At 72.4% G+C, this 19,424-nt stretch carries 13 protein-coding genes and 2 pseudogenes; 10 read left to right on the forward strand and 5 right to left on the reverse strand.

Annotated features, from left to right (window positions below; all coding sequences use genetic code 11):
• Positions 1 to 29 precede the first annotated feature (29 nt).
• The 3 genes from OHB56_RS36810 to OHB56_RS36820 all read left to right on the forward strand — a co-directional run bounded on the left by OHB56_RS36810 (position 30) and on the right by OHB56_RS36820 (position 4,741).
• A complete protein-coding gene (locus tag OHB56_RS36810) occupies positions 30 to 1,247 on the forward strand; it encodes a CaiB/BaiF CoA transferase family protein (RefSeq protein ID WP_406358189.1) in 1,218 nt (405 codons plus the stop codon).
• Positions 1,248 to 1,258: 11 nt separating this feature from the next.
• Complete coding sequence (locus OHB56_RS36815) at positions 1,259 to 2,473, forward strand: acetyl-CoA C-acetyltransferase (RefSeq protein WP_055630424.1); 1,215 nt, start codon at positions 1,259 to 1,261, stop codon at positions 2,471 to 2,473.
• Positions 2,474 to 2,545: 72 nt separating this feature from the next.
• Complete coding sequence (locus OHB56_RS36820; RefSeq protein ID WP_406358191.1) at positions 2,546 to 4,741, forward strand: 3-hydroxyacyl-CoA dehydrogenase NAD-binding domain-containing protein; 2,196 nt, start codon at positions 2,546 to 2,548, stop codon at positions 4,739 to 4,741.
• A 39-nt stretch (positions 4,742 to 4,780) separates the two neighbouring features.
• Here OHB56_RS36820 and OHB56_RS36825 read toward each other — a convergent pair whose 3' ends face one another.
• Positions 4,781 to 5,506 (reverse strand): MerR family transcriptional regulator, encoded by a 726-nt coding sequence (locus OHB56_RS36825; protein ID WP_326756047.1) that lies wholly within the window; start codon positions 5,504 to 5,506, stop codon positions 4,781 to 4,783.
• Between the two features lie 94 nt (positions 5,507 to 5,600).
• Here OHB56_RS36825 and OHB56_RS36830 point away from each other — a divergent pair.
• The 3 genes and pseudogenes from OHB56_RS36830 (at position 5,601) to OHB56_RS36840 (ending at position 10,313) form a co-directional block, all read left to right on the forward strand.
• Positions 5,601 to 6,195, forward strand: a pseudogene (locus OHB56_RS36830) (Appr-1-p processing protein).
• A gap of 195 nt (positions 6,196 to 6,390) precedes the next feature.
• Positions 6,391 to 8,376: a Xaa-Pro dipeptidyl-peptidase gene (locus OHB56_RS36835; RefSeq protein WP_406358193.1), complete on the forward strand. Its 1,986-nt coding sequence runs from the start codon at positions 6,391 to 6,393 to the stop codon at positions 8,374 to 8,376.
• A 194-nt stretch (positions 8,377 to 8,570) separates the two neighbouring features.
• Positions 8,571 to 10,313 carry a BCCT family transporter gene (locus tag OHB56_RS36840; RefSeq protein WP_406358195.1) on the forward strand — a complete coding sequence of 581 codons (1,743 nt, stop codon included), beginning with the start codon at positions 8,571 to 8,573 and terminating at the stop codon, positions 10,311 to 10,313.
• 105 nt (positions 10,314 to 10,418) lie between these two features.
• Here the strand turns inward: OHB56_RS36840 and OHB56_RS36845 are convergent.
• Positions 10,419 to 11,372 (reverse strand): annotated as a pseudogene (locus OHB56_RS36845) (FAD-dependent oxidoreductase).
• Positions 11,373 to 11,438: 66 nt separating this feature from the next.
• Here OHB56_RS36845 and OHB56_RS36850 point away from each other — a divergent pair.
• Positions 11,439 to 12,482, forward strand: coding sequence for an oxidoreductase (locus OHB56_RS36850; protein ID WP_326756051.1), 1,044 nt, complete (start codon positions 11,439 to 11,441; stop codon positions 12,480 to 12,482).
• 137 nt (positions 12,483 to 12,619) lie between these two features.
• Positions 12,620 to 14,260, forward strand: coding sequence for an ABC-F family ATP-binding cassette domain-containing protein (locus tag OHB56_RS36855; protein WP_406358197.1), 1,641 nt, complete (start codon positions 12,620 to 12,622; stop codon positions 14,258 to 14,260).
• Between the two features lie 144 nt (positions 14,261 to 14,404).
• Here the strand turns inward: OHB56_RS36855 and OHB56_RS36860 are convergent, their stop codons facing one another.
• From OHB56_RS36860 to OHB56_RS36870, 3 genes are all read right to left on the reverse strand, one after another.
• On the reverse strand, positions 14,405 to 16,798 hold the full coding sequence (locus OHB56_RS36860; RefSeq protein WP_406358199.1) for a Tex family protein: 2,394 nt from the start codon (positions 16,796 to 16,798) through the stop codon (positions 14,405 to 14,407).
• 105 nt (positions 16,799 to 16,903) lie between these two features.
• Positions 16,904 to 17,035 carry an LPFR motif small protein gene (locus tag OHB56_RS36865; protein ID WP_276204859.1) on the reverse strand — a complete coding sequence of 44 codons (132 nt, stop codon included), beginning with the start codon at positions 17,033 to 17,035 and terminating at the stop codon, positions 16,904 to 16,906.
• Between the two features lie 115 nt (positions 17,036 to 17,150).
• Positions 17,151 to 17,906 (reverse strand): enoyl-CoA hydratase/isomerase family protein, encoded by a 756-nt coding sequence (locus OHB56_RS36870; protein ID WP_326756054.1) that lies wholly within the window; start codon positions 17,904 to 17,906, stop codon positions 17,151 to 17,153.
• Positions 17,907 to 18,028: 122 nt separating this feature from the next.
• Between OHB56_RS36870 and OHB56_RS36875 the strand changes: the two genes are divergently transcribed.
• Positions 18,029 to 18,652, forward strand: coding sequence for an HdeD family acid-resistance protein (locus tag OHB56_RS36875; protein WP_406358201.1), 624 nt, complete (start codon positions 18,029 to 18,031; stop codon positions 18,650 to 18,652).
• Between the two features lie 175 nt (positions 18,653 to 18,827).
• The gene (locus OHB56_RS36880; RefSeq protein ID WP_326757242.1) at positions 18,828 to 19,343 is read left to right on the forward strand and encodes an ATP-binding protein; all 516 of its coding nucleotides are present in this window, start codon (positions 18,828 to 18,830) and stop codon (positions 19,341 to 19,343) included.
• Positions 19,344 to 19,424 lie beyond the last annotated feature (81 nt).

Consider the following 19,424-nt stretch of genomic DNA (forward strand, 5'->3'; position numbering starts at 1 on the left):
ACATCGATTGTGTCAAAGCTGGGGGTGTGATGACGGAGGCACAGGTACCCGCACCCGTGCGGTCGCCGGGGCAGGGGCCGCTGACCGGCGTGCGGGTGGTCGAGCTGGCCGGGATCGGCCCCGGCCCGTTCGCCGCGATGCTCCTGGCCGACCTGGGTGCCGACGTCGTCCGTGTGGACCGCCCCGGCGGCCCCGGACTCGGTGTCGACCCGGCGTACGACGTCACCAACCGCAACAAGCGCTCCGTGGTCGTCGACCTGAAGGCCCCCGACGGCGCCGACCGCGTCCTCGACCTGGCCGAGCGCGCCGACATCCTCGCCGAGGGCTTCCGCCCCGGTGTGGCAGAGCGCCTCGGTGTCGGCCCCGAGGACTGCCACGCCCGCAACCCGGGCCTCGTCTACGGCCGGATGACCGGCTGGGGTCAGCAGGGGCCGCTCGCGGACCGCGCGGGGCACGACATCGCGTACATCGCCCGCACCGGCGCCCTCGGCATGATCGGCGGTCCCGACCGGCCGCCGGCCGTTCCGGCCAACCTGCTCGGCGACTACGCGGGCGGCTCCCTCTACCTCGTCGTCGGCGTTCTCGCCGCCCTGCACCACGCGCGCCTGAGCGGCACCGGGCAGGTCGTCGACGCCGCCATCGTGGACGGAACCGCCCATCTGTCCGCCATGATCCACGGCATGCTCGCCGCCGGAGCCTGGCAGGACCGGCGCGGAGCCAACCTCCTCGACGGTGGCTGCCCGTACTACGGCACGTACGAGACGGCCGACGGCGGACACATGGCGGTGGGCGCGCTCGAACCGCAGTTCTACGACGAGTTCCTGCGGTTGCTCGGCATCGAGGACGAGGACGACAAGGACGGGAACGGGCTCGGGCTCTCCGGGGCCCGCCTCGACGTCATCCGGTGGCCCGCCCTGCGCGAGCGGGTCACCGCCCGCTTCAAGGAACGCACCCGCGACGAGTGGACCGCCGTCTTCGACGGCTCCGACGCGTGCGTGGCCCCCGTCCTGTCGCTGCGCGAGGCTCCGCACGACCCGCACCTCGCCGCCCGCGGCACCTTCACCGACCACGCCGGTATCACCCAGCCCGCACCGGCCCCGCGCTTCTCCGCCACCCCCACCAGCGTCCGCACCGGGCCCGCCCGGCCGGGCGCCGACACCGCCGACGTGGCCCGCGACTGGGACGTCCCCCGACTGCTGTCCGCGCCCCGAGACCCTCAGCGATCCGCGCCCCGAAACCCTCAGTGAAAGGCCATCCCGTGAGCACCGAAGCGTACGTGTACGACGCGATCCGCACCCCGCGTGGGCGCGGCAAGGCGAACGGCGCCCTGCACGGCACGAAGCCGGTCGACCTGGTGGTCGGCCTCATCCACGAGATCCGCGAGCGCTTCCCGGACCTCGATCCGGCGGCCGTCGACGACGTCGTGCTGGGCGTGGTCAGCCCGGTGGGCGACCAGGGCTCCGACATCGCCCGGATCGCCGCCCTCGCGGCCGGGCTGCCCGACACGGTCGCCGGTGTCCAGGAGAACCGGTTCTGTGCCTCCGGTCTGGAGGCGGTCAACCTGGCCGCGGCCAAGGTCCGTTCCGGCTGGGAGGACCTGGTGCTGGCCGGCGGCGTGGAATCCATGTCCCGGGTGAAGATGGCCTCCGACGGCGGCGCCTGGTTCAACGACCCCATGACCAACCTCGCCACCAACTTCGCCCCGCAGGGCATCGGCGCCGACCTCATCGCCACCCTCGAGGGCTTCTCGCGCCGGGACGTCGACGAGTACGCGGCCCTCTCCCAGGAGCGCGCCGCCACCGCCTGGAAGGAGAACCGCTTCGCGCGCTCCGTGGTCCCGGTGAAGGACCGCAGCGGGCTCGTCGTCCTGGACCACGACGAGCACCTGCGTCCCGGGACCACCGCCGACTCCCTGGCGGGACTCAGGCCGTCCTTCGCGGACATCGGCGAGCTGGGCGGCTTCGACGCGGTGGCGCTGCAGAAGTACCACTGGGTGGAGAAGATCGACCACGTCCACCACGCGGGCAACTCCTCCGGCATCGTGGACGGCGCCTCCCTCGTGGCCATCGGCACGAAGGAGGTCGGCGAGCGCTACGGGCTCACCCCGCGGGCCCGGATCGTCTCGGCGGCCGTGTCCGGCTCCGAGCCCACCATCATGCTCACCGGGCCCGCGCCCGCCACCCGCAAGGCGCTCGCCAGGGCCGGGCTGACCATCGACGACATCGACCTGGTCGAGATCAACGAGGCCTTCGCGGCGGTCGTGCTCCGCTTCGTGAAGGACATGGGCCTGTCGCTGGACAAGGTCAACGTCAACGGCGGCGCCATCGCGCTGGGCCATCCGCTGGGTGCCACCGGCGCGATGATCCTGGGCACCCTGGTCGACGAGTTGGAGCGACAGGACAAGCGCTACGGCCTGGCCACGCTGTGCGTGGGCGGCGGCATGGGCATCGCCACCATCGTCGAGCGCCTCTGAAACCCCGGCGGAACCCGCACCCGAGCGACCCGAGCGACCCGAGCGCCGAGCGACTTCTACGGAGACCTTGTCATGACCGACACCCCCACCATCCGCTGGGAACAGGACGACACCGGCGTCGTCACCCTCGTCCTCGACGATCCGAACCAGTCCGCGAACACCATGAACCAGGCGTTCCGTGACTCCCTCGCCGTGATCACCGACCGCTTGGAGGCGGAAAAGGACGGCATCCGCGGCGTTATCCTCACCTCCGCCAAGAAGACCTTCTTCGCCGGCGGCGATCTGCGTGACCTGATCAGGGTCACCCCCGAGACAGCGCAGGACTTGTTCGACGGCGGCATGGCGATCAAGCGCCAGATGCGCCGCATCGAGACCCTCGGCAAGCCGGTCGTCGCGGCCATCAACGGAGCGGCCCTCGGCGGCGGCTACGAACTCGCCCTCGCCTGCCACCACCGGATCGCCCTCGACGCACCCGGCTCCAGGATCGGCTGCCCCGAGGTCACCCTCGGCCTGCTCCCCGGAGGCGGCGGCGTCGTCCGCACCGTCCGGATGCTCGGCATCGCCGACGCCCTGCTGAAGGTGCTCCTCCAGGGCACCCAGTACACCCCGCGGCGCGCCCTGGAGAACGGCCTGGTCGACGACGTGGCCGACACCCGCGAGGAACTGATCGCCAAGGCCCGCGCCTTCATCGACGCGAACCCCGAGTCCGCCCAGCCCTGGGACCGGCCCGGCCACCGCATCCCCGGCGGCACTCCGGCCAACCCCAAGTTCGCGGCCAACCTGCCCGCCTTCCCGGCCAACCTGCGCAAGCAGACGAACGGCGCCCCCTACCCGGCGCCGCGCAACATCCTCGCCGCCGCCGTCGAGGGCGCCCAGGTCGACTTCGAGACCGCCCAGGTCATCGAAGCCCGCTACTTCGTCGAGCTGGCCGCCGGGCAGACGTCGAAGAACATGATCCAGGCGTTCTTCTTCGACCTCCAGGCCGTCAACTCCGGCGCCAACCGCCCCCAGGGCATCGAGCCCCGCACGGTCCGCAAGGTCGCCGTGCTCGGCGCCGGGATGATGGGCGCCGGCATCGCCTACTCGTGCGCACGCGCGGGCATCGACGTCGTCCTGAAGGACGTCACGCCGGAAGCGGCCGCCAAGGGCAAGGCGTACTCCGAGAAGCTGTGCGCCAAGGCCGTCTCCCGGGGCCGGACGACCCAGGAGAAGGCAGAAGCGCTGCTCGCGCGGATCACCCCCACCGCCGAGGCGGGGGACCTGGCCGGCTGCGACGCGGTCATCGAGGCCGTCTTCGAGGACACCGCCCTCAAGCACAAGGTGTTCCAGGAGATCCAGGACGTCGTCGACCCCGACGCGCTCCTGTGCTCCAACACCTCCACCCTCCCCATCACCGCCCTCGCCGAAGGCGTCGAACGACAGAGCGACTTCATCGGGCTGCACTTCTTCTCGCCGGTGGACAAGATGCCGCTCGTCGAGATCATCAAGGGCGGGCGGACCGGCGACGAGGCGCTCGCCCGCGCCTTCGACCTGGTCCGGCAGATCAAGAAGACGCCGATCGTCGTCAACGACAGCCGCGGCTTCTTCACCTCCCGGGTCATCGGCCGCTTCCTCGACGAGGGCGTCGCCATGGTCGGCGAGGGCATCGAGCCCGCCTCCGTCGAACAGGCCGCCGCCCAGGCCGGTTATCCCGCCAAGGTGCTCTCCCTGATGGACGAGCTGACCCTCACCCTGCCGCGCAAGATCCGGAGCGAGTCCAGGCGGGCCGTCGAGGAGGCCGGCGGCACCTGGACCGCGCACCCCGCCGAGGCCGTCATCGACCGGATGGTCGACGAGTTCGGCCGCCCCGGCCGCGCCAGCGGCGCCGGTTTCTACACGTACAAGGACGACGGCGGGCGCGACGTCCTGTGGCCCGGCCTGCGCGAGCACTTCACCACACCGGGGTACGAGATCCCGTTCCGGGACATGCAGGAGCGGATGCTGTTCGCCGAGGCGCTGGACACGGTCCGGCTCCTGGAGGAGGGCGTGCTGACCTCGGTCGCCGACGCCAACATCGGCTCCATCCTCGGTATCGGCTTCCCCGGCTGGACCGGCGGCGTCCTGCAGTACATCAACGGCTACGAGGGAGGCGCCGGAGGAGAGACCGGGCTGCCCGCATTCGTGGCCCGCGCGCGTGAACTCGCCGAGCGGTACGGCGAGCGCTTCGCGCCGCCGGCACTGCTGGTGGACAAGGCGGAGAAGGGGGAGCGGTTCACGGACGGCCGCTGACCCTCCGGCACCCGCGGCCGGACGGCGGGGACGGGAGCGTCAGCCTCCCGCCCCCGCCGTCCCCGTGTCCTCCCCGCCGTCCAGCCACTCCCGCAGTTCCTCGCGCAGCGACCGCTGGAAGGCCGTGAGCAGGGCCTGCACCACGAGCGGATGCATATGGGCGGACAGCGACTTCACGTCACGGGGGTCCCGCTCCGCCACCGCGTCCCGCAGCAGCCGCGACAACTCCTGGGCGGCCGCGCGGGCATGCTCGGTGAGCGTCGCACGGGCCTCGAGGATCGTCTCGTGCGTCAGCGGTACGTCCAGCAACTCGACGCCGAGCCGCAACAGCCCCGCGTCGACCCGAAAGTCCTCGCCGTCCCGCTCGACGACGTTCAGCGCCGCCAGCCGCCGCAGATCCTCGTCGCCCAGCGTCCGCCCCGCCCGTCGCTCCAACTCCCCGCGCGACACCCTCTCCACCGTGTCGGGCGCCCAGGAGGCCACCACCGCGCGCTGGATCGCCAGGTCCCGCACACTCAGATCCGGCGGCAGCTGTCCCAGATAGCGCTCGATGGCCGCCAGTGTCATGCCCTGCCGCTGCAACTCCTCGATCAGCGCCAGCCGGGCCAGGTGCTCCCGCCCGTAGCGGCCGACCCGACGCGGACCGATCACCGGCGGCGGGAGCAGTCCCTTGCTGCCGTAGAACCGGACCGTCCGCACCGTGATCCCGGCCCGTGCCGCCAGTTCGTCGATGGTGAGGGCCGGCTCCTCGATGTCGGTCGTCATGCACAGCAGTATTACTGTCTCACCAGCAGGGCGACACCTCGTCCGCCCCGAGCCACCCGCCCCGAGTGTCGGTGCCGACGCCTACGGTGGCGCCATGCCGGAGATCACGGGGGCCACGGGGATCACCTACGTCAGGGGTGACGCCACCGCGCCGTCGGTGAAGGGCGTCAAGATCATCGCGCATGTCTGCAACGACATCGGGGGCTGAGGGCTGGGGAAAGGGCTTCGTCCTGGCCCTGTCCGCCGCTGGAGCGAGCCGGAGGCCGCGTACCGCGCCCGGCACCGTGGCCGCGCCTCCAACGACTTCGCCCCGGGCGCGGTCCAGCTGGTCCCCGTGGAGCGGTACGTCCAGGTGGCCAACATGATCGGCCGGCGGGGCGTGATCCCCCGAGCTCTCGGCTCCTCCCCCACTCTCGGCTTCGCTCGAGCGGGGGCACCCCATGAGCAGGGGACCCCCCCTGGGCAGGGGACCCCCCATGGGGAGCAAGGGCGTCCCCGTCCGCTACGAGGCGATCGACCGCGCGCTCGCCGTCGTCGGCGATCACGCGATCGCGTTCGGGGCCTCGGTGCACATGCCGCGCATCGGCTGCGGGCCGGCCGGAGGCCGGTGGTCGCGCGTCGGACCGCTGATCACCGAGCGGCTGGCCCGGCGCGGGATACCGGTGACCGTGTACGACCACGGGGGCTGAGCGCCCTTACGGCCCCCGCGCCGCCCCCGTCACCCCTCCACCCGTATGGCTCCCGAGCACCGGTCCTCGCACGCCGCACGCCGCGCGCCGCACGCCGCGCGCCGGGCCGGTTTCCGGTCCCCGGCCCCGCTCGTGCGCCCACGATCCGTCAGATGCCCCCTTCTGCGCACGAGTTGACCGTTGTACCGTCCGCGCATGCCGATACGCACGCGCTTCACGACCTGGAGACCGCTCGTGACGGTGGCCCTGGCCGCCCTGGCGGCCACGCTGCTCACCCCCGTGCCGGCGACCGCGGCGGGCGCCGCGCCCCGTGAGAGCCGGCCCGTCCACTCCTACGACGACGCGATCCGCGAGGCCGTCTGGGTGGACACCGGACTCGACGAGGACGGCGACGGACGGACCGACCGGGTCGCCGTCGACATCGTCCGCCCCGCCGAACCCGCGCAGCGGGGCCGGAAGGTCCCCGTCATCATGGACGCCAGCCCGTACTACTCCTGCTGCGGGCGCGGCAACGAGAGCGAGCGCAAGACGTACGACGCGAACGGCGACGTCGTCCGGATGCCGCTGTTCTACGACAACTACTTCGTGCCGCGCGGTTACGCCGTCGTCGGCGTCGACCTGGCCGGCACCAACCGCTCCGACGGCTGTGTGGACGTCGGCGGCCGCTCCGACATCCAGTCCGCGAAGGCCGTCGTCGACTGGCTGAACGGCCGCGGCGCCGCCTACACCACCCGCACCGGCGCCGAACGGGCGGACGCCGGCTGGACCAACGGCCGCACCGGCATGATCGGCAAGAGCTGGGACGGCACCATCGCCAACGGCGTCGCCGCCACCGGGGTCGAGGGCCTCGAGACGATCGTGCCGATCGCCGCCATCTCCTCCTGGTACGACTACTACTTCACCCAGGGCGCCCCGCTCTACGACTCCGGTCCCGACTGGCTGTCGAACTATGTGGAGAGCCCGGACGCCCGCGCCCGGTGCGGGGCGGTCCAGCGCGAACTCGTCGACGGCGCCCCGCGCACCGGCGACCTGACACCGCTGTGGACCGAACGCGACTACGTGCGCGCCGCGAAGAAGGTGAAGGCCAGCGTCTTCCTCGTACACGGCATGCAGGACCTCAACGTACGGATGCAGCACGTCGGCCCGTGGTGGGACGCTCTCGCGAAGAACGGCGTCGACCGCAAGATCTGGCTCTCCCAGACCGGACACGTCGACCCGTTCGACTTCCGCCGCGCCGACTGGGTCGACACCCTGCACCGCTGGTTCGACCACGAACTCCTCGGCCTCGACAACGGCGTCGACCGCGAGCCCATGGCCGACATCGAGCGCCGGCCCGACCACTGGGTCACCTCGAAGAGCTGGCCGTCGCGCGACACCCGCCCCGTGACCCTGCGCCCCGCCCACGGCAGCGAGGACGGGGTCGGCACGCTGGGCCTGCGCAAGGGCCGCGGCACCGAGACGTTCACCGACGACCCGGGCCTCGGCGAGACCGACTGGGCCGCCCGTATCGACACCTCGACACCGGACAAGGCCGGTTTCGTCACCGGGCCGCTCTCCCGCGACCTGCGGGTGTCCGGCGCCTCCGAGGCCACCGTCACCGTGACCCCCAGCACCCCCACGGCGCACCTGTCCGCCGTCCTCGTCGACCTCGGCCCCGACACCATCCGCGACTACGCCGCCGCGGGCGAGGGCATCACCACCCTCACCGACCGCACCTGCTGGGGCGCGAGCACCGTGGGCGACAGCGCCTGCTACCGGGAGACCCGCGCCAGGACCGCCGACGTCGGTCACACGATCGTCAGCCGGGGCTGGGCCGACCTGGGCAACCACGCCTCGGACGGCAAGGGCGCCCCGCTCACCCCGGGCAAGCGCTACATCCTCACCCTCGACCTGGCCGCAACCGACCACGTCGTCCCCGAGGGCCACCGCCTCGCCCTGATCGTCGCGGGCACGGACCGTGGCCTGATCGACCCCCCGGCGGACACCCCCACCCTCACCCTCGACCTCGCCCGCACCTCCGTGCGCGTTCCGGTCACCGGCGGAACCGCCGCCTTCGCCCGCGCCGCGGCGGGCGCGCCCACCGGGTCCGGGCCGGAGGCCGCCGTGCGGGACGGCGTACGTCCCGCACCCACCGTCCAGCGCGTTCCGGGAGAAGGCGGAGGTGGGTCCGGAGCCGAGTGACCCGCGCGCTGCCGGTCAGGCCCTCGCGCACGACCGATCGCCGACTCGGGCGGATGTGTGACCCCTTTGATCACCATCCGTCCGTCGGTTGACAGGAACGTGACCGCTGGAGAGGTGAATTTTGCGCCAAAGGTGGTAGTCCCATGGCTGGGGGAGTGATTCTCCGCCCAGTGGCTTGATGAAAGGTGCCGCCCGTGACGAAGGACCAGCACAGCGACAAGGACCATACGGCGGGGCCTCTACCGGGCTCGGAGGCGGGCCTCCCGGGCCATGAGCGCCCTCGGACCGACCGGGTGGTGTTCGGTGTCACGGCGGTGCTCACCGTCGCGTTCGTCGTCTGGGGCGCCGTCGCGACCGAATCGCTCGAGGACGTCTCGAGCAGCGCGCTCACCGGGCTGATCCACAACGGGGGCTGGGCCTTCATCCTGGCCGCCTCCGGTTTCGTCGTCTTCGCCCTCTGGCTGGCCATCAGTCGCTATGGCCGGATCCGTTTGGGCGCCGAGGGGGAGCAACCCGAGTTCCGTACCGTGTCGTGGGTCGCGATGATGTTCAGCGCGGGCATGGGAATCGGCCTGATGTTCTACGGCGTCAGCGAGCCGCTGGCCCACTACGCCACGCCACCGCCGGGCACCAACCCGGCCGACTCGGGCGACCGCATGGAACTGGCCATGGCGACCACGCTCTTCCATTGGACGCTCCACCCATGGGCGATCTACGCCGTGGTCGGCCTCGCCATCGCCTACAGCACCTTCCGCCGACGCCGCAGGCAGACCATCAGCGCCGTCTTCACCCCGCTCATCGGCTCCAAGCACGCGAACGGCGCTACGGGGCGCTTCATCGACATCCTCGCGATCGTGGCGACCATCTTCGGCTCGGCGGCCTCCCTGGGACTCGGCGCGCTGCAGATCGGCTCCGGTATGCAGGAGCTGGGGTGGCTGGCCAAGGTGAGCACGGGGCTGCTCGTCGGCATCATCGCGGTGCTCACGGCCGCGTTCGTCGCCTCCGCGGTGTCGGGCGTGGAGAAGGGCATCCAGTGGCTGTCCAACACCAACATGGTGCTGGCCCTGGTGCTCGCCCTGTTCGTGCTCGTGGCCGGTCCGACGATCCTCGTCCTCGACCTGCTGCCCACCTCCGTCTTCGGCTACCTGGGCGACCTGCCTGACCTGGCCGGCCGCACGGAGGCCAGCGCCGGCGCGGGAGTGGCGGACTGGCTGGGCAGCTGGACCGTCTTCTACTGGGCGTGGTGGATCTCCTGGACGCCGTTCGTCGGCATGTTCATCGCCCGCATCAGCCGGGGCCGTACGATCCGGCAGTTCATAGGCGGGGTCATCCTCGTGCCCAGTGCGGTCAGCCTGGTCTGGTTCGCGATCTTCGGCGGTTCCGCGATGAAGCTCCAGGAACAGGGCCGGATCGGTAAGGAGGCGACGCCCGAGGGCCAGCTGTTCGCGGTGCTCCAGCACTACCCCATCGCCACGGCCATGAGCCTCCTGGTGATGGTCCTCGTCGGCATCTTCTTCGTCTCGGGCGCCGACGCGGCCTCGGTCGTGATGGGCACGCTCTCGCAGAAGGGGGCGCTCGAACCGGGACGCCTGGTGGTGGTGTTCTGGGGAGTGGTCACCGGAGCGGTCGCCGCGATCATGCTGCTGGTGGGCAGCGGCCAGGGCGACGCGCTGACCGGTCTGCAGAACATCACGATCCTCGCGGCGGCCCCGTTCGTCGTCGTGATGATCCTGATGTGCGTGGCGCTCATGCGCGACCTGCGCCGGGACCCGGCCATCGTGCGCCGGGAGGTGGGTTCCGAGGCGGTCGACCTGGCCGTCATCGCGGGTCACACGAAGTACGACGGCGAATTCGAACTCCGTATCGGCCCCGGAGCCGGTACGGACGTGGAGGGCGACCCGGTCGGCAACCACTACGAGGCACCGACCCAACCCTGACCGCCGCCGGCCGCTCCGGCCGTCACCGGCAGCGGCGGACGGGCCGGCCGCCCCCGTTTCCGAGGGGGCGGCCGGCCCGTCCGTTTCCGGGACCGCGCCGCCGCCTCACCCCAGGGCGAGCTCCGCCGCCTCCTGGGCGCAGCCCCAGGCCACGGTGACGCCCGCGCCGCCGTGGCCGTAGTTGTGCACCAGCGTCCGCCCGCCCGGGAGCGGCTCGCGTGCGATGCGGACGGTGTCGCGGGCGGGCCGCAGCCCCACCCGGTGCTCCAGGATCCGCGCCCCCGCGATGTGGGGCCGCAACGCCGTGCACCGCCGCACGATCGCCTCGGCCTGAGCCGGATCCGGCTCCAGGGACCAGTCGTCCTCCTGCGCCGTACCGCCCAGCACCAGCCGCCCCGGCTGCGGAAAGACGTACGCCGTCGTTCCGTCGGCCGCCGTGGAGACCGTCCAGGTGCGGATCCCGGGGTTCTCCACCACGACCAGCTGCCCCCGTACCGGACGCACCGCGGGATCGGGCACGAGGTCGCGCGCCCCCAGTCCCGAGCAGTTCACCACGACCGGGGCGTCCGCCCGGGCGAGGTCCGTCACCGCGCGTTCCTCCACCACCCCGCCCGCGGCCACGAACCGCTCCCGCAGCCAGGGCAGATGGGCCGACATGTCGACGAGCGGCAGCCGGGCTCACACACCCGGTCCCCAGGGGTATTCCTCGGTGCTCGACACCCGCAGTCCCGGCAGCCGCGCGGCGGCCCAGGCGCCGGCCTCGTCCAGGGTGGTCTCGCCCAGTACCCCTTCGACCATCCGTACGCCGGTGACCTCCGGTCGCGAGGCCAGCTTCTCGTACACGTCCAGCGAACGCAGCGCCCACGCGTGCGCGGACGCCACCGGCTCGATCCGGTACGGCCACCACAGTGCCCCGGCAACCGCCGAGGTGGTCCGCTCGACCGGGTCGCGCGTCCACAGCCCCACCCGTGCGCCCCGCTCGGCGAGGACGACGGCCGTCGTCAGCCCGACGACCCCGCCGCCGACCACACGGACATCGAAGACCGGTTCGCTTTCCATGCGGGGACGTTAGCGGAATATGTCATGCCGTGCTCAGACGCGTCCCACTGCGGGAATACTCACCCCATGCCTGCCGAGTACGCGACCTTCGGCCTGACACCGGCGATCCGCGCCGGTGGACTCCTCTCCGGCGGTGACTACCAGGTCCACCGGGACTTCGTCGACTTCGTCGTCGACGGATGCCCGCTGCTGTTCCGCCTCTCCGACCTCGACGCCGTCTCCCCGCTCGCCTCCGACATCCCGCCCGCCATCTTCACCGCCCAGGTCCGCAGTCTGCTGCTGGAGACCGAGGCGCCGCTGCCGTCCGGCCGCTACATCGTCTACGGCTGCCCCGACTGCGAGGACCTCGCCTGCGGCGCGGTGACCGCCGCCATCGAGCGGGACGGTGAGGACTACGTCTGGCGGGACTTCGCCTGGCAGACCGACGAACACGCCGACCTGGAACGCAACGGGTACCACGGTCTGGGCCCGTTCCGCTTCCGCGGCGCCGACTACCGCACGGCCCTCGCCGCCCTGCTGGCCGGCGGCGTCCCGGGCACCCGCCGCCGCGTCCTGCTGATCGGCGCCCGTGTCGCCCTGCTGGCCAGGCTCGCCGCGGCCCTGCGCACCATCGGCGTCGGCGCCGACATAACCTCCGCCGCCGCCGACGTCCCCGCCGACGAACTGCGCGGCTACGGCGCCGTCGTCTTCGGCCGGTCGGCCGGCCCCGCCGAACGGGACGCCGTGCGCGCCGCCTTCGCCTCCGCCGGCGTCGACGTGCCCTGCGTCGACGGCCGCGCCCCGATCGTCCCGCTGCTCGTCGCCCGGACCGAGCAGGCCCTGGACCGCAGCCCGCCCGAGCAGCGCCGCCTGACCGCCCTGGCCTCCTCGCCCCCGGCGGAAGCCGCCGAGGGCGCCGAAGCGGAGGTCGAGGTCACCTCGTCGTGCCGGGTGCGGCTCACCGCGTACCGCATCGACCGCCTCGCCCGCACCCACACCCACGAAGTCTTCGACGGCGTCCTGGAACCGGGCCGCCACCGCATCCCTCTGGACCCGAGGACGGTCAGGGGGGAGTCCTACCTGGTGGCCCGCACCGCCGGGGCGGTCCTGACCACGGCGGTGCGGCGGTGAGCGCCGGGGGCGGGGAGCGCGCGCGGGGGAGACGCAGGCAAGGAGACGTACGCGGAGGCTCGGTGCGCGGGGGTCGGGGGGAGGCCGGAAACCGGGTGTCCGAGGCGTGACGCGCGAAGGCTAGGATCGGCGGTCTGATGACTGCCACCCTCGTCGCCAAGAACCTCTCCGCCGGCCATGGCGACCGCTCCCTGTTCAGCGGCCTCGACCTCGTCGTCGCCCCCGGCGACGTGATCGGCCTGGTCGGCGCCAACGGCGCCGGCAAGTCCACCCTGCTGCGCCTGCTCGCCGGGCTCACCGCGCCGGAACAGGGCGAGCTGCGGCTCTCCCCGCCCACGGCGGCCGTCGGCCATCTCCCGCAGGAGCCGGAGCGCCGGCCCGGTGAGACCGTCCGGGACTTCCTGGCCCGCCGCACCGGTGTCGCCGAGGCCCAGCGGACGATGGACGAGACGACCCAGGCCCTGGTCGACGGGGCGCCCGGTGCCGACGACGCGTACGCGGAAGCCCTGGAGCGCTGGCTGGCCCTGGGCGGCGCCGACCTCGACGAACGCGCCGAGGAGGTCACCGCGTCGCTCGGCCTGACGGTCGGCCCGGACCAGCCGATGACCGCCCTGTCCGGCGGCCAGGCGGCCCGCGCCGGCCTCGCCTCCCTCCTCCTGTCCCGGTACGACGTCTTCCTCCTCGACGAGCCGACCAACGACCTCGACCTCGACGGTCTGGAGCGCCTCGAACGCTTCGTCGGCGGACTGCGCGCCGGCACGGTCGTGGTCAGCCACGACCGCGAGTTCCTCACCCGCACCGTCACCAAGGTCCTCGAGCTCGACCTCGCCCAGGGGCGGATCAACCTCTACGGCGGCGGCTACGCGGCCTACCTGGAGGAACGGGAGGTGGCCCGCCGGCACGCCCGCGACGAGTACGAGGAGTACTCCGACAAGAGGTCCGCGCTCCAGGACCGGGCCCAGACACAGCGGTCCTGGATGGACAAGGGAGTCAAGAACGCGCGCCGCAAGGCGGGCAACGACAACGACAAGCTCGGCCGCAAGTTCCGCAGCGAGGCCAGCGAGAAGCAGGCCGCCAAGGCCCGCCAGACCCAGCGCATGATCGAACGCCTCGAGGTGGTCGAGGAGCCGCGCAAGGAGTGGGAGCTGCGCATGGAGATCGCGGCGGCCCCGCGCTCCGGCGCGGTGGTGGCGACGCTGCGGGACGCCGAGGTACGGCGCGGCGACTTCGTACTGGGACCGGTCACCCTGCAGATCGACTGGGCGGACCGGGTCGCCGTCACGGGCGCCAACGGCGCCGGGAAGTCCACCCTGCTGGGCGCCCTGCTGGGCCGCGTCCCGGTCGACGCCGGGCACGCCGCGCTCGGCTCGGGCGTGCTGCTCGGCGAGGTCGACCAGGCCCGCGCGCTGTTCCACGGCACCGAGGCCCTGCTCGACGCCTTCCGCGCCGGGGTCCCGGACACCGAACCGGCCGAGGTCCGCACCCTGCTGGCCAAGTTCGGCCTCACATCGCACCATGTGATGCGTCCGGCGGTCACCCTCTCGCCAGGCGAACGCACCCGCGCCGCCCTCGCCCTCCTCCAGGGGCGGGGCGTCAACCTCCTCGTCCTCGACGAGCCGACCAACCACCTCGACCTGCCCGCCATCGAGCAGCTGGAATCGGCCCTGGACTCCTACGAGGGCACCCTGCTCCTCGTCACCCACGACCGGCGCATGCTCGACGCGGTGCACGTCACCCGCCGCCTGGAAGTGGCCGACGGCAAGGTCACCGAGCACTGACCGACCACGGACCGGGCGACGACGGGAGCCCGACCGGGTGGCGACCGGGCCTGACGGAGCACCGACCGGGACGACGCGGAACAGACCGACGGCCCGGCCCCTCGCACCGCAGCGGAGGAACCGGGCCGTCGGCCGACGCGGAACCTAGCGTTTGCCCTTCTTCGGGTCGGCCAGCCCCGCCCGGCGCAGGGCGTCGGCCATCGCGCTGTTCGCCGGCGCGGGTGCCGGACGCGCCCCGCCGCTTCCGCGACCGCCGCCACCGCCCCCGGCGCGGCCACCCTGACCCTGCCCCTGGCGCTGCTGCGGCGGGCGTGCCCCGCCGCGTTGCCTGCGCCCGGCGGGGGACTCGGTCTGCTCCGCGGCCTCGTCGTCCAGCCGCAGCGTCAGCGAGATCCGCTTGCGCGGAATGTCGACGTCGAGGACCTTCACCTTGACGATGTCGCCCGGCTTCACCACGTCCCGCGGATCCTTGACGAACGTCTTCGACATCGCGGAGACGTGCACCAGACCGTCCTGGTGGACGCCGATGTCGACGAACGCGCCGAAGGCCGCCACGTTCGTCACCACGCCCTCCAGGACCATCCCGGAGGCCAGGTCGGAGATCTTCTCCACGCCCTCCTTGAAGGCGGCGGTCCTGAACGCCGGCCGCGGGTCGCGCCCCGGCTTCTCCAACTCCTTGAGGATGTCCGAGACGGTCGGCAGACCGAACGTCTCGTCCACGAAGTCCTGCGGCCTCAGCGAGCGCAGCACCGCCGTGTTGCCGACCAGGGAGGCGACCTCCTCACCGGACTTCTGCACCATGCGCCGGACCACCGGATAGGCCTCCGGGTGCACGCTGGAGGCGTCCAGCGGGTCGCCGCCGCGGATCCGCAGGAAGCCCGCGCACTGCTCGTACGCCTTGGGGCCGAGGCGCGGCACCTTCTTCAGCTCGCGGCGGGAGGCGAACGGCCCGTTGCCGTCCCGGTGGGCCACGATGTTCTCGGCGAGCCCGGAGGTGATGCCGGAGACCCGGGCGAGCAGCGGCGCGGACGCCGTGTTGACGTCCACACCCACGCCGTTCACGCAGTCCTCCACCACCGCGTCCAGCGAGCGGGACAGCTTCACCTCGGACAGGTCGTGCTGGTACTGGCCGACGCCGATCGACTTCGGGTCGATCTTGACCAGCTCCGCCAGCGGGTCCTGGAGCCGGCGCGCGATCGACACCGCCCCGCGCAGCGACACGTCCATGTCCGGCAGCTCCTGCGAGGCGAACGCGGACGCCGAGTACACCGAGGCGCCCGCCTCGGACACCATCACCTTCGTCAGCTTCAGTTCGGGGTGCCGGGTGATGAGATCGCCGGCGAGCCGGTCGGTCTCGCGGGACGCCGTACCGTTGCCGATCGCGACCAGTTCGACGGCGTGCTCCTTCGCGAGCCGGGCCAGCTTGGCGATCGACTCGTCCCACCGGTTCGCCGGGACGTGCGGGTGGATCACGTCGGTGGCGACGACCTTGCCCGTCGCGTCGACCACGGCGACCTTCACACCCGTACGGAAGCCCGGGTCGAGACCGAGGGTCGCGCGGGTACCGGCCGGAGCGGCGAGCAGCAGGTCGCGCAGGTTCGCCGCGAAGACCCGCACCGCCTCGTCCTCGGCCGCCGTGCGCAGCCTCAGCCGCAGGTCGATGCCGAGATGCACCAGGATGCGCGTGCGCCACGCCCAGCGGACCGTGTCGAGCAGCCACTTGTCGGCGGGGCGCCCCCGGTCGGCGATCCCGAACCGGTGGGCCACCGTGCCCTCGTACGAGGACGGGCCCTCCGTCGCCTCCTCCGGCTCCAGGACGAGGTCCAGGACCTCCTCCTTCTCGCCGCGCAGCATCGCGAGGATCCGGTGCGAGGGCAGCTCGGTGAACGGCTCGGCGAAGTCGAAGTAGTCGGAGAACTTGGCGCCCGCCTCCTCCTTGCCCTCGCGCACCTTGGCGGTCAGCCGCCCGCGCACCCACATGCGCTCCCGCAGCTCGCCGATCAGGTCGGCGTCCTCCGAGAACCGCTCGGTGAGGACGGCCCGCGCGCCGTCCAGGGCGGCCTGCGGATCGGCGACACCCTTGTCGGCGTCCACGAACGCGACAGCCGCGGCGAGGGGGTCGACGCCCGGGTCCCCGAGCAGCCCGTCCGCCAGCGGTTCGAGTCCCGCCTCCCGCGCGATCTGCGCCTTGGTACGCCGCTTCGGCTTGTACGGCAGATAGATGTCCTCCAAGCGCGCCTTGGTCTCCGCGCCCCGGATCCGCGCCTGAAGCTCCTCGGTGAGCTTGCCCTGCTCGCGCACCGAGTCCAGGATCGCCGAACGACGCTCCTCGAGCTCCCGCAGATAGCGCAGCCGCTCCTCGAGCGTGCGCAGCTGCGCATCGTCGAGCATCTCGGTGGCTTCCTTGCGGTAGCGGGCGATGAAGGGCACCGTCGAACCGCCGTCGAGCAGCTCCACGGCGGCCCTGACCTGCCGCTCCTGTACGCCGAGCTCCTCGGCGATCCTGCCTTCGATGGACCCTTGGAGGGGTGTCGTCACGATCCCGTACCGCCTTCTTCGCTGAGGTTGCGCGGCAATTGTGGCAGGTGATGCCGACAATCGGGGATCAGGGCGGCGACTCGCCGGGCGGTGCTGCGCGCCGGGTCAGGCGCGTCGGCCCCGGCCCGCCGACGAGGCACCCCCGAACAGCCGGGCCACCGCCCGGAACGGCAGTGTCACGACGGTGGCGACGGCGCCGCCGATCTGACGCAGGACATCCGCGATGGCACGCAACACGTGTCTCCTCCTTCGGTCTTCGGTGTCCCGTCCGTCCCGGCGGGACGAACGGAGTGATGACCTCCGGGTACCTCGTCAGGGCTTCGGTATGCCTGCCCTCGGCGAACGCCGTACCCTACCGCCGCCCCGGCAGGCTCCAGTTGAACCGGGGCGCCCTCCGTTCCAGGAAGGCGGCGACCCCCTCCGCCGTGTCGCCGTTGCCCTCCGCGCGGCCGCTCCAGTGGGCGTCCCGGTCGGTGCGCCCGTTCGCGAACTCCTTCGCCGCGGCCTGGGTCAGTTGCGAACGCGAGGCCAGGGTCGCGGTGAACTCCGCGACCCGCCGGTCCAGTCCGTCCACGGGCAGCACCTCGTCGACCAGTCCCGTACGCAGTGCCCGCGCGGTGTCGATCAGCTCGCCGGAGAACAGCAGGTACTTGGCGGCGGAGGGCCCCACCAGCGACACCAGCCGCCGGGTGGAGGAGGCCGGATAGACGATCCCGAGCCGGGCCGGGGTCACCCCGAACACCGCTCCCTCCTGCGCGAACCGCAGATCGCAGGCCGCCGCCAGCTGTGCCCCGCCGCCGACGCAGTGTCCCCGGACCGCCGCGAGCGTCGGTTTGGGGAACGCGGCGAGCGCCTCCTCGGCCGCCCCGGCGAGCCGCTGCGCCTCCTGCGGCGACCCCTTGAGCGTGGAGATGTCGGCCCCGGCGCAGAACGTCCCGCCCTCGCCGGTGAGCACCAGCGCCCGCACCCCGGTGTCGTCCGCCAGTGCGTCGAGCAGCGGTGGCAGCGCGCGCCACATCGCGGTCGTCATGGCGTTGCGCTTCGCCGGATGGCGGATGACGACCGTGGCGACCGATCCGGTGACGCTGTGCGACAGCTGCGGCTCCATGCGCCGGATGCTATCCGCCCCGGTCGGGGCGCTGATCAGCAGGAGCGCGTGAAGCGTTACGCGACCTCGGGAGAAGGGGGAGAAGGGGAGAAGGACAGGGAGCGGACAGCGAGGAGGCGGCCATGGCCAGGTCCACCCCACCGCGTGGCGAGGCGGCCAAGCTGAAGAGCGGCTTCGGCCGGCTCGCCGCGCTCGGCGTGATCCTGGTCGTCGCCGGCCTCGTCGGTCTCTTCTACACCGGCTTCGCCACTCTGACGACGATGGTGCTGTTCGGCTGGCTGCTGCTGATCGGCGGCGTGGTCTCGCTGCTGCACGCCGTCCAGGCCCGGCACAGCAACTTCTTCTGGCTCGCGGTGATCGTCGCGGCACTGAACATCGCGGCCGGCGTGGTGGTCCTGCGCACACCGGAGGCGGCGGCCGAGGCGCTGACCATGTTCGCCGCGCTGCTGTTCCTCACCGGCGGAATGTTCCGCCTGGTGGGCAGCATGGTGGTGCGCGGTCCGCAGTTCGGCGTGACGCTCCTGCAGGGCGTCCTGGGCCTCCTCCTCGGAGTCCTGGTGCTGATCACCTGGCCCAGCAGCAGCCAGTACGTGATCGGCGCCTTCCTCTCGCTCACCCTGCTCTTCGACGGGCTCGGTCTGATCGCCACCGGCTACGGCGGGCGCAGGATCGTGGGCATGGTCTCCGACCGGCTGACGGGCCCGGAGAGCACCGGGCCGGGTGTCAAAACCGTACAACCCGAATAGTCCGCCGACACGACACGGAGTGGTAAGGAAACGGTCCCGTAAGCGCCCACGGCATATGTCAACGGTCGGAAACGCTCGATATCCGCTGACTTCCGTTCAGGGCTTCGGTGTGACGCGCATAGTTACCAACACTCGACGTGTGGTGACAATCGAGCGTGAGGGCGGCGACCGGACGATGGACGACCAAGGGCGCGGGCCCGGCCCACGCCCGGAGGACGAGGACAGACCCACCGGGGCGGACACCGTCCCACCGCGCTCGGCACCGCTGCCGTACGAAGGTGTCTGGCGGTTCACCGCCCCCGCCGTCGACGCCTCGGTCCCGCAGGCGCGCCACGCCGTACGGGACCTGCTGCTGCGCCAGGGGGTGCCGGTCGCCGACGACGTGGTCCAGGGGCTGCTGCTGATCGTCTCGGAACTGGTCACCAACGCCGTACGGCACGCGGCACTGCTCTCCCCGATGCTCGCCGTCGAGGTCGCCGTCGGAGCCGAGTGGGTCCGGGTGTCCGTGGAGGACAACCACCCCTACCGCCCGACCGCCCTGGAGGCGGACCACGGCCGCACCGGCGGCCGCGGACTGCTCCTGATGCGCGAGATCACCCGCGAGTCGAACGGCATGTGCGACGTCGAGCACACCGCGAGCGGCGGCAAGGTGATCTGGGCCGCCCTGCCGCTCAAGCCCGCGCGGGGCTGACGGCCGCACGCGCACCCGCTCCGACGGTCACCACCGGCGGCAGGCCCGACGCCCGGGCCCGGGCGGACCCGCGACCGGTCC

Origin of the sequence: Streptomyces sp. NBC_01635, from assembly GCF_045209715.1 — a bacterium.
GTDB classification, from domain to species: domain Bacteria; phylum Actinomycetota; class Actinomycetes; order Streptomycetales; family Streptomycetaceae; genus Streptomyces; species Streptomyces hirsutus.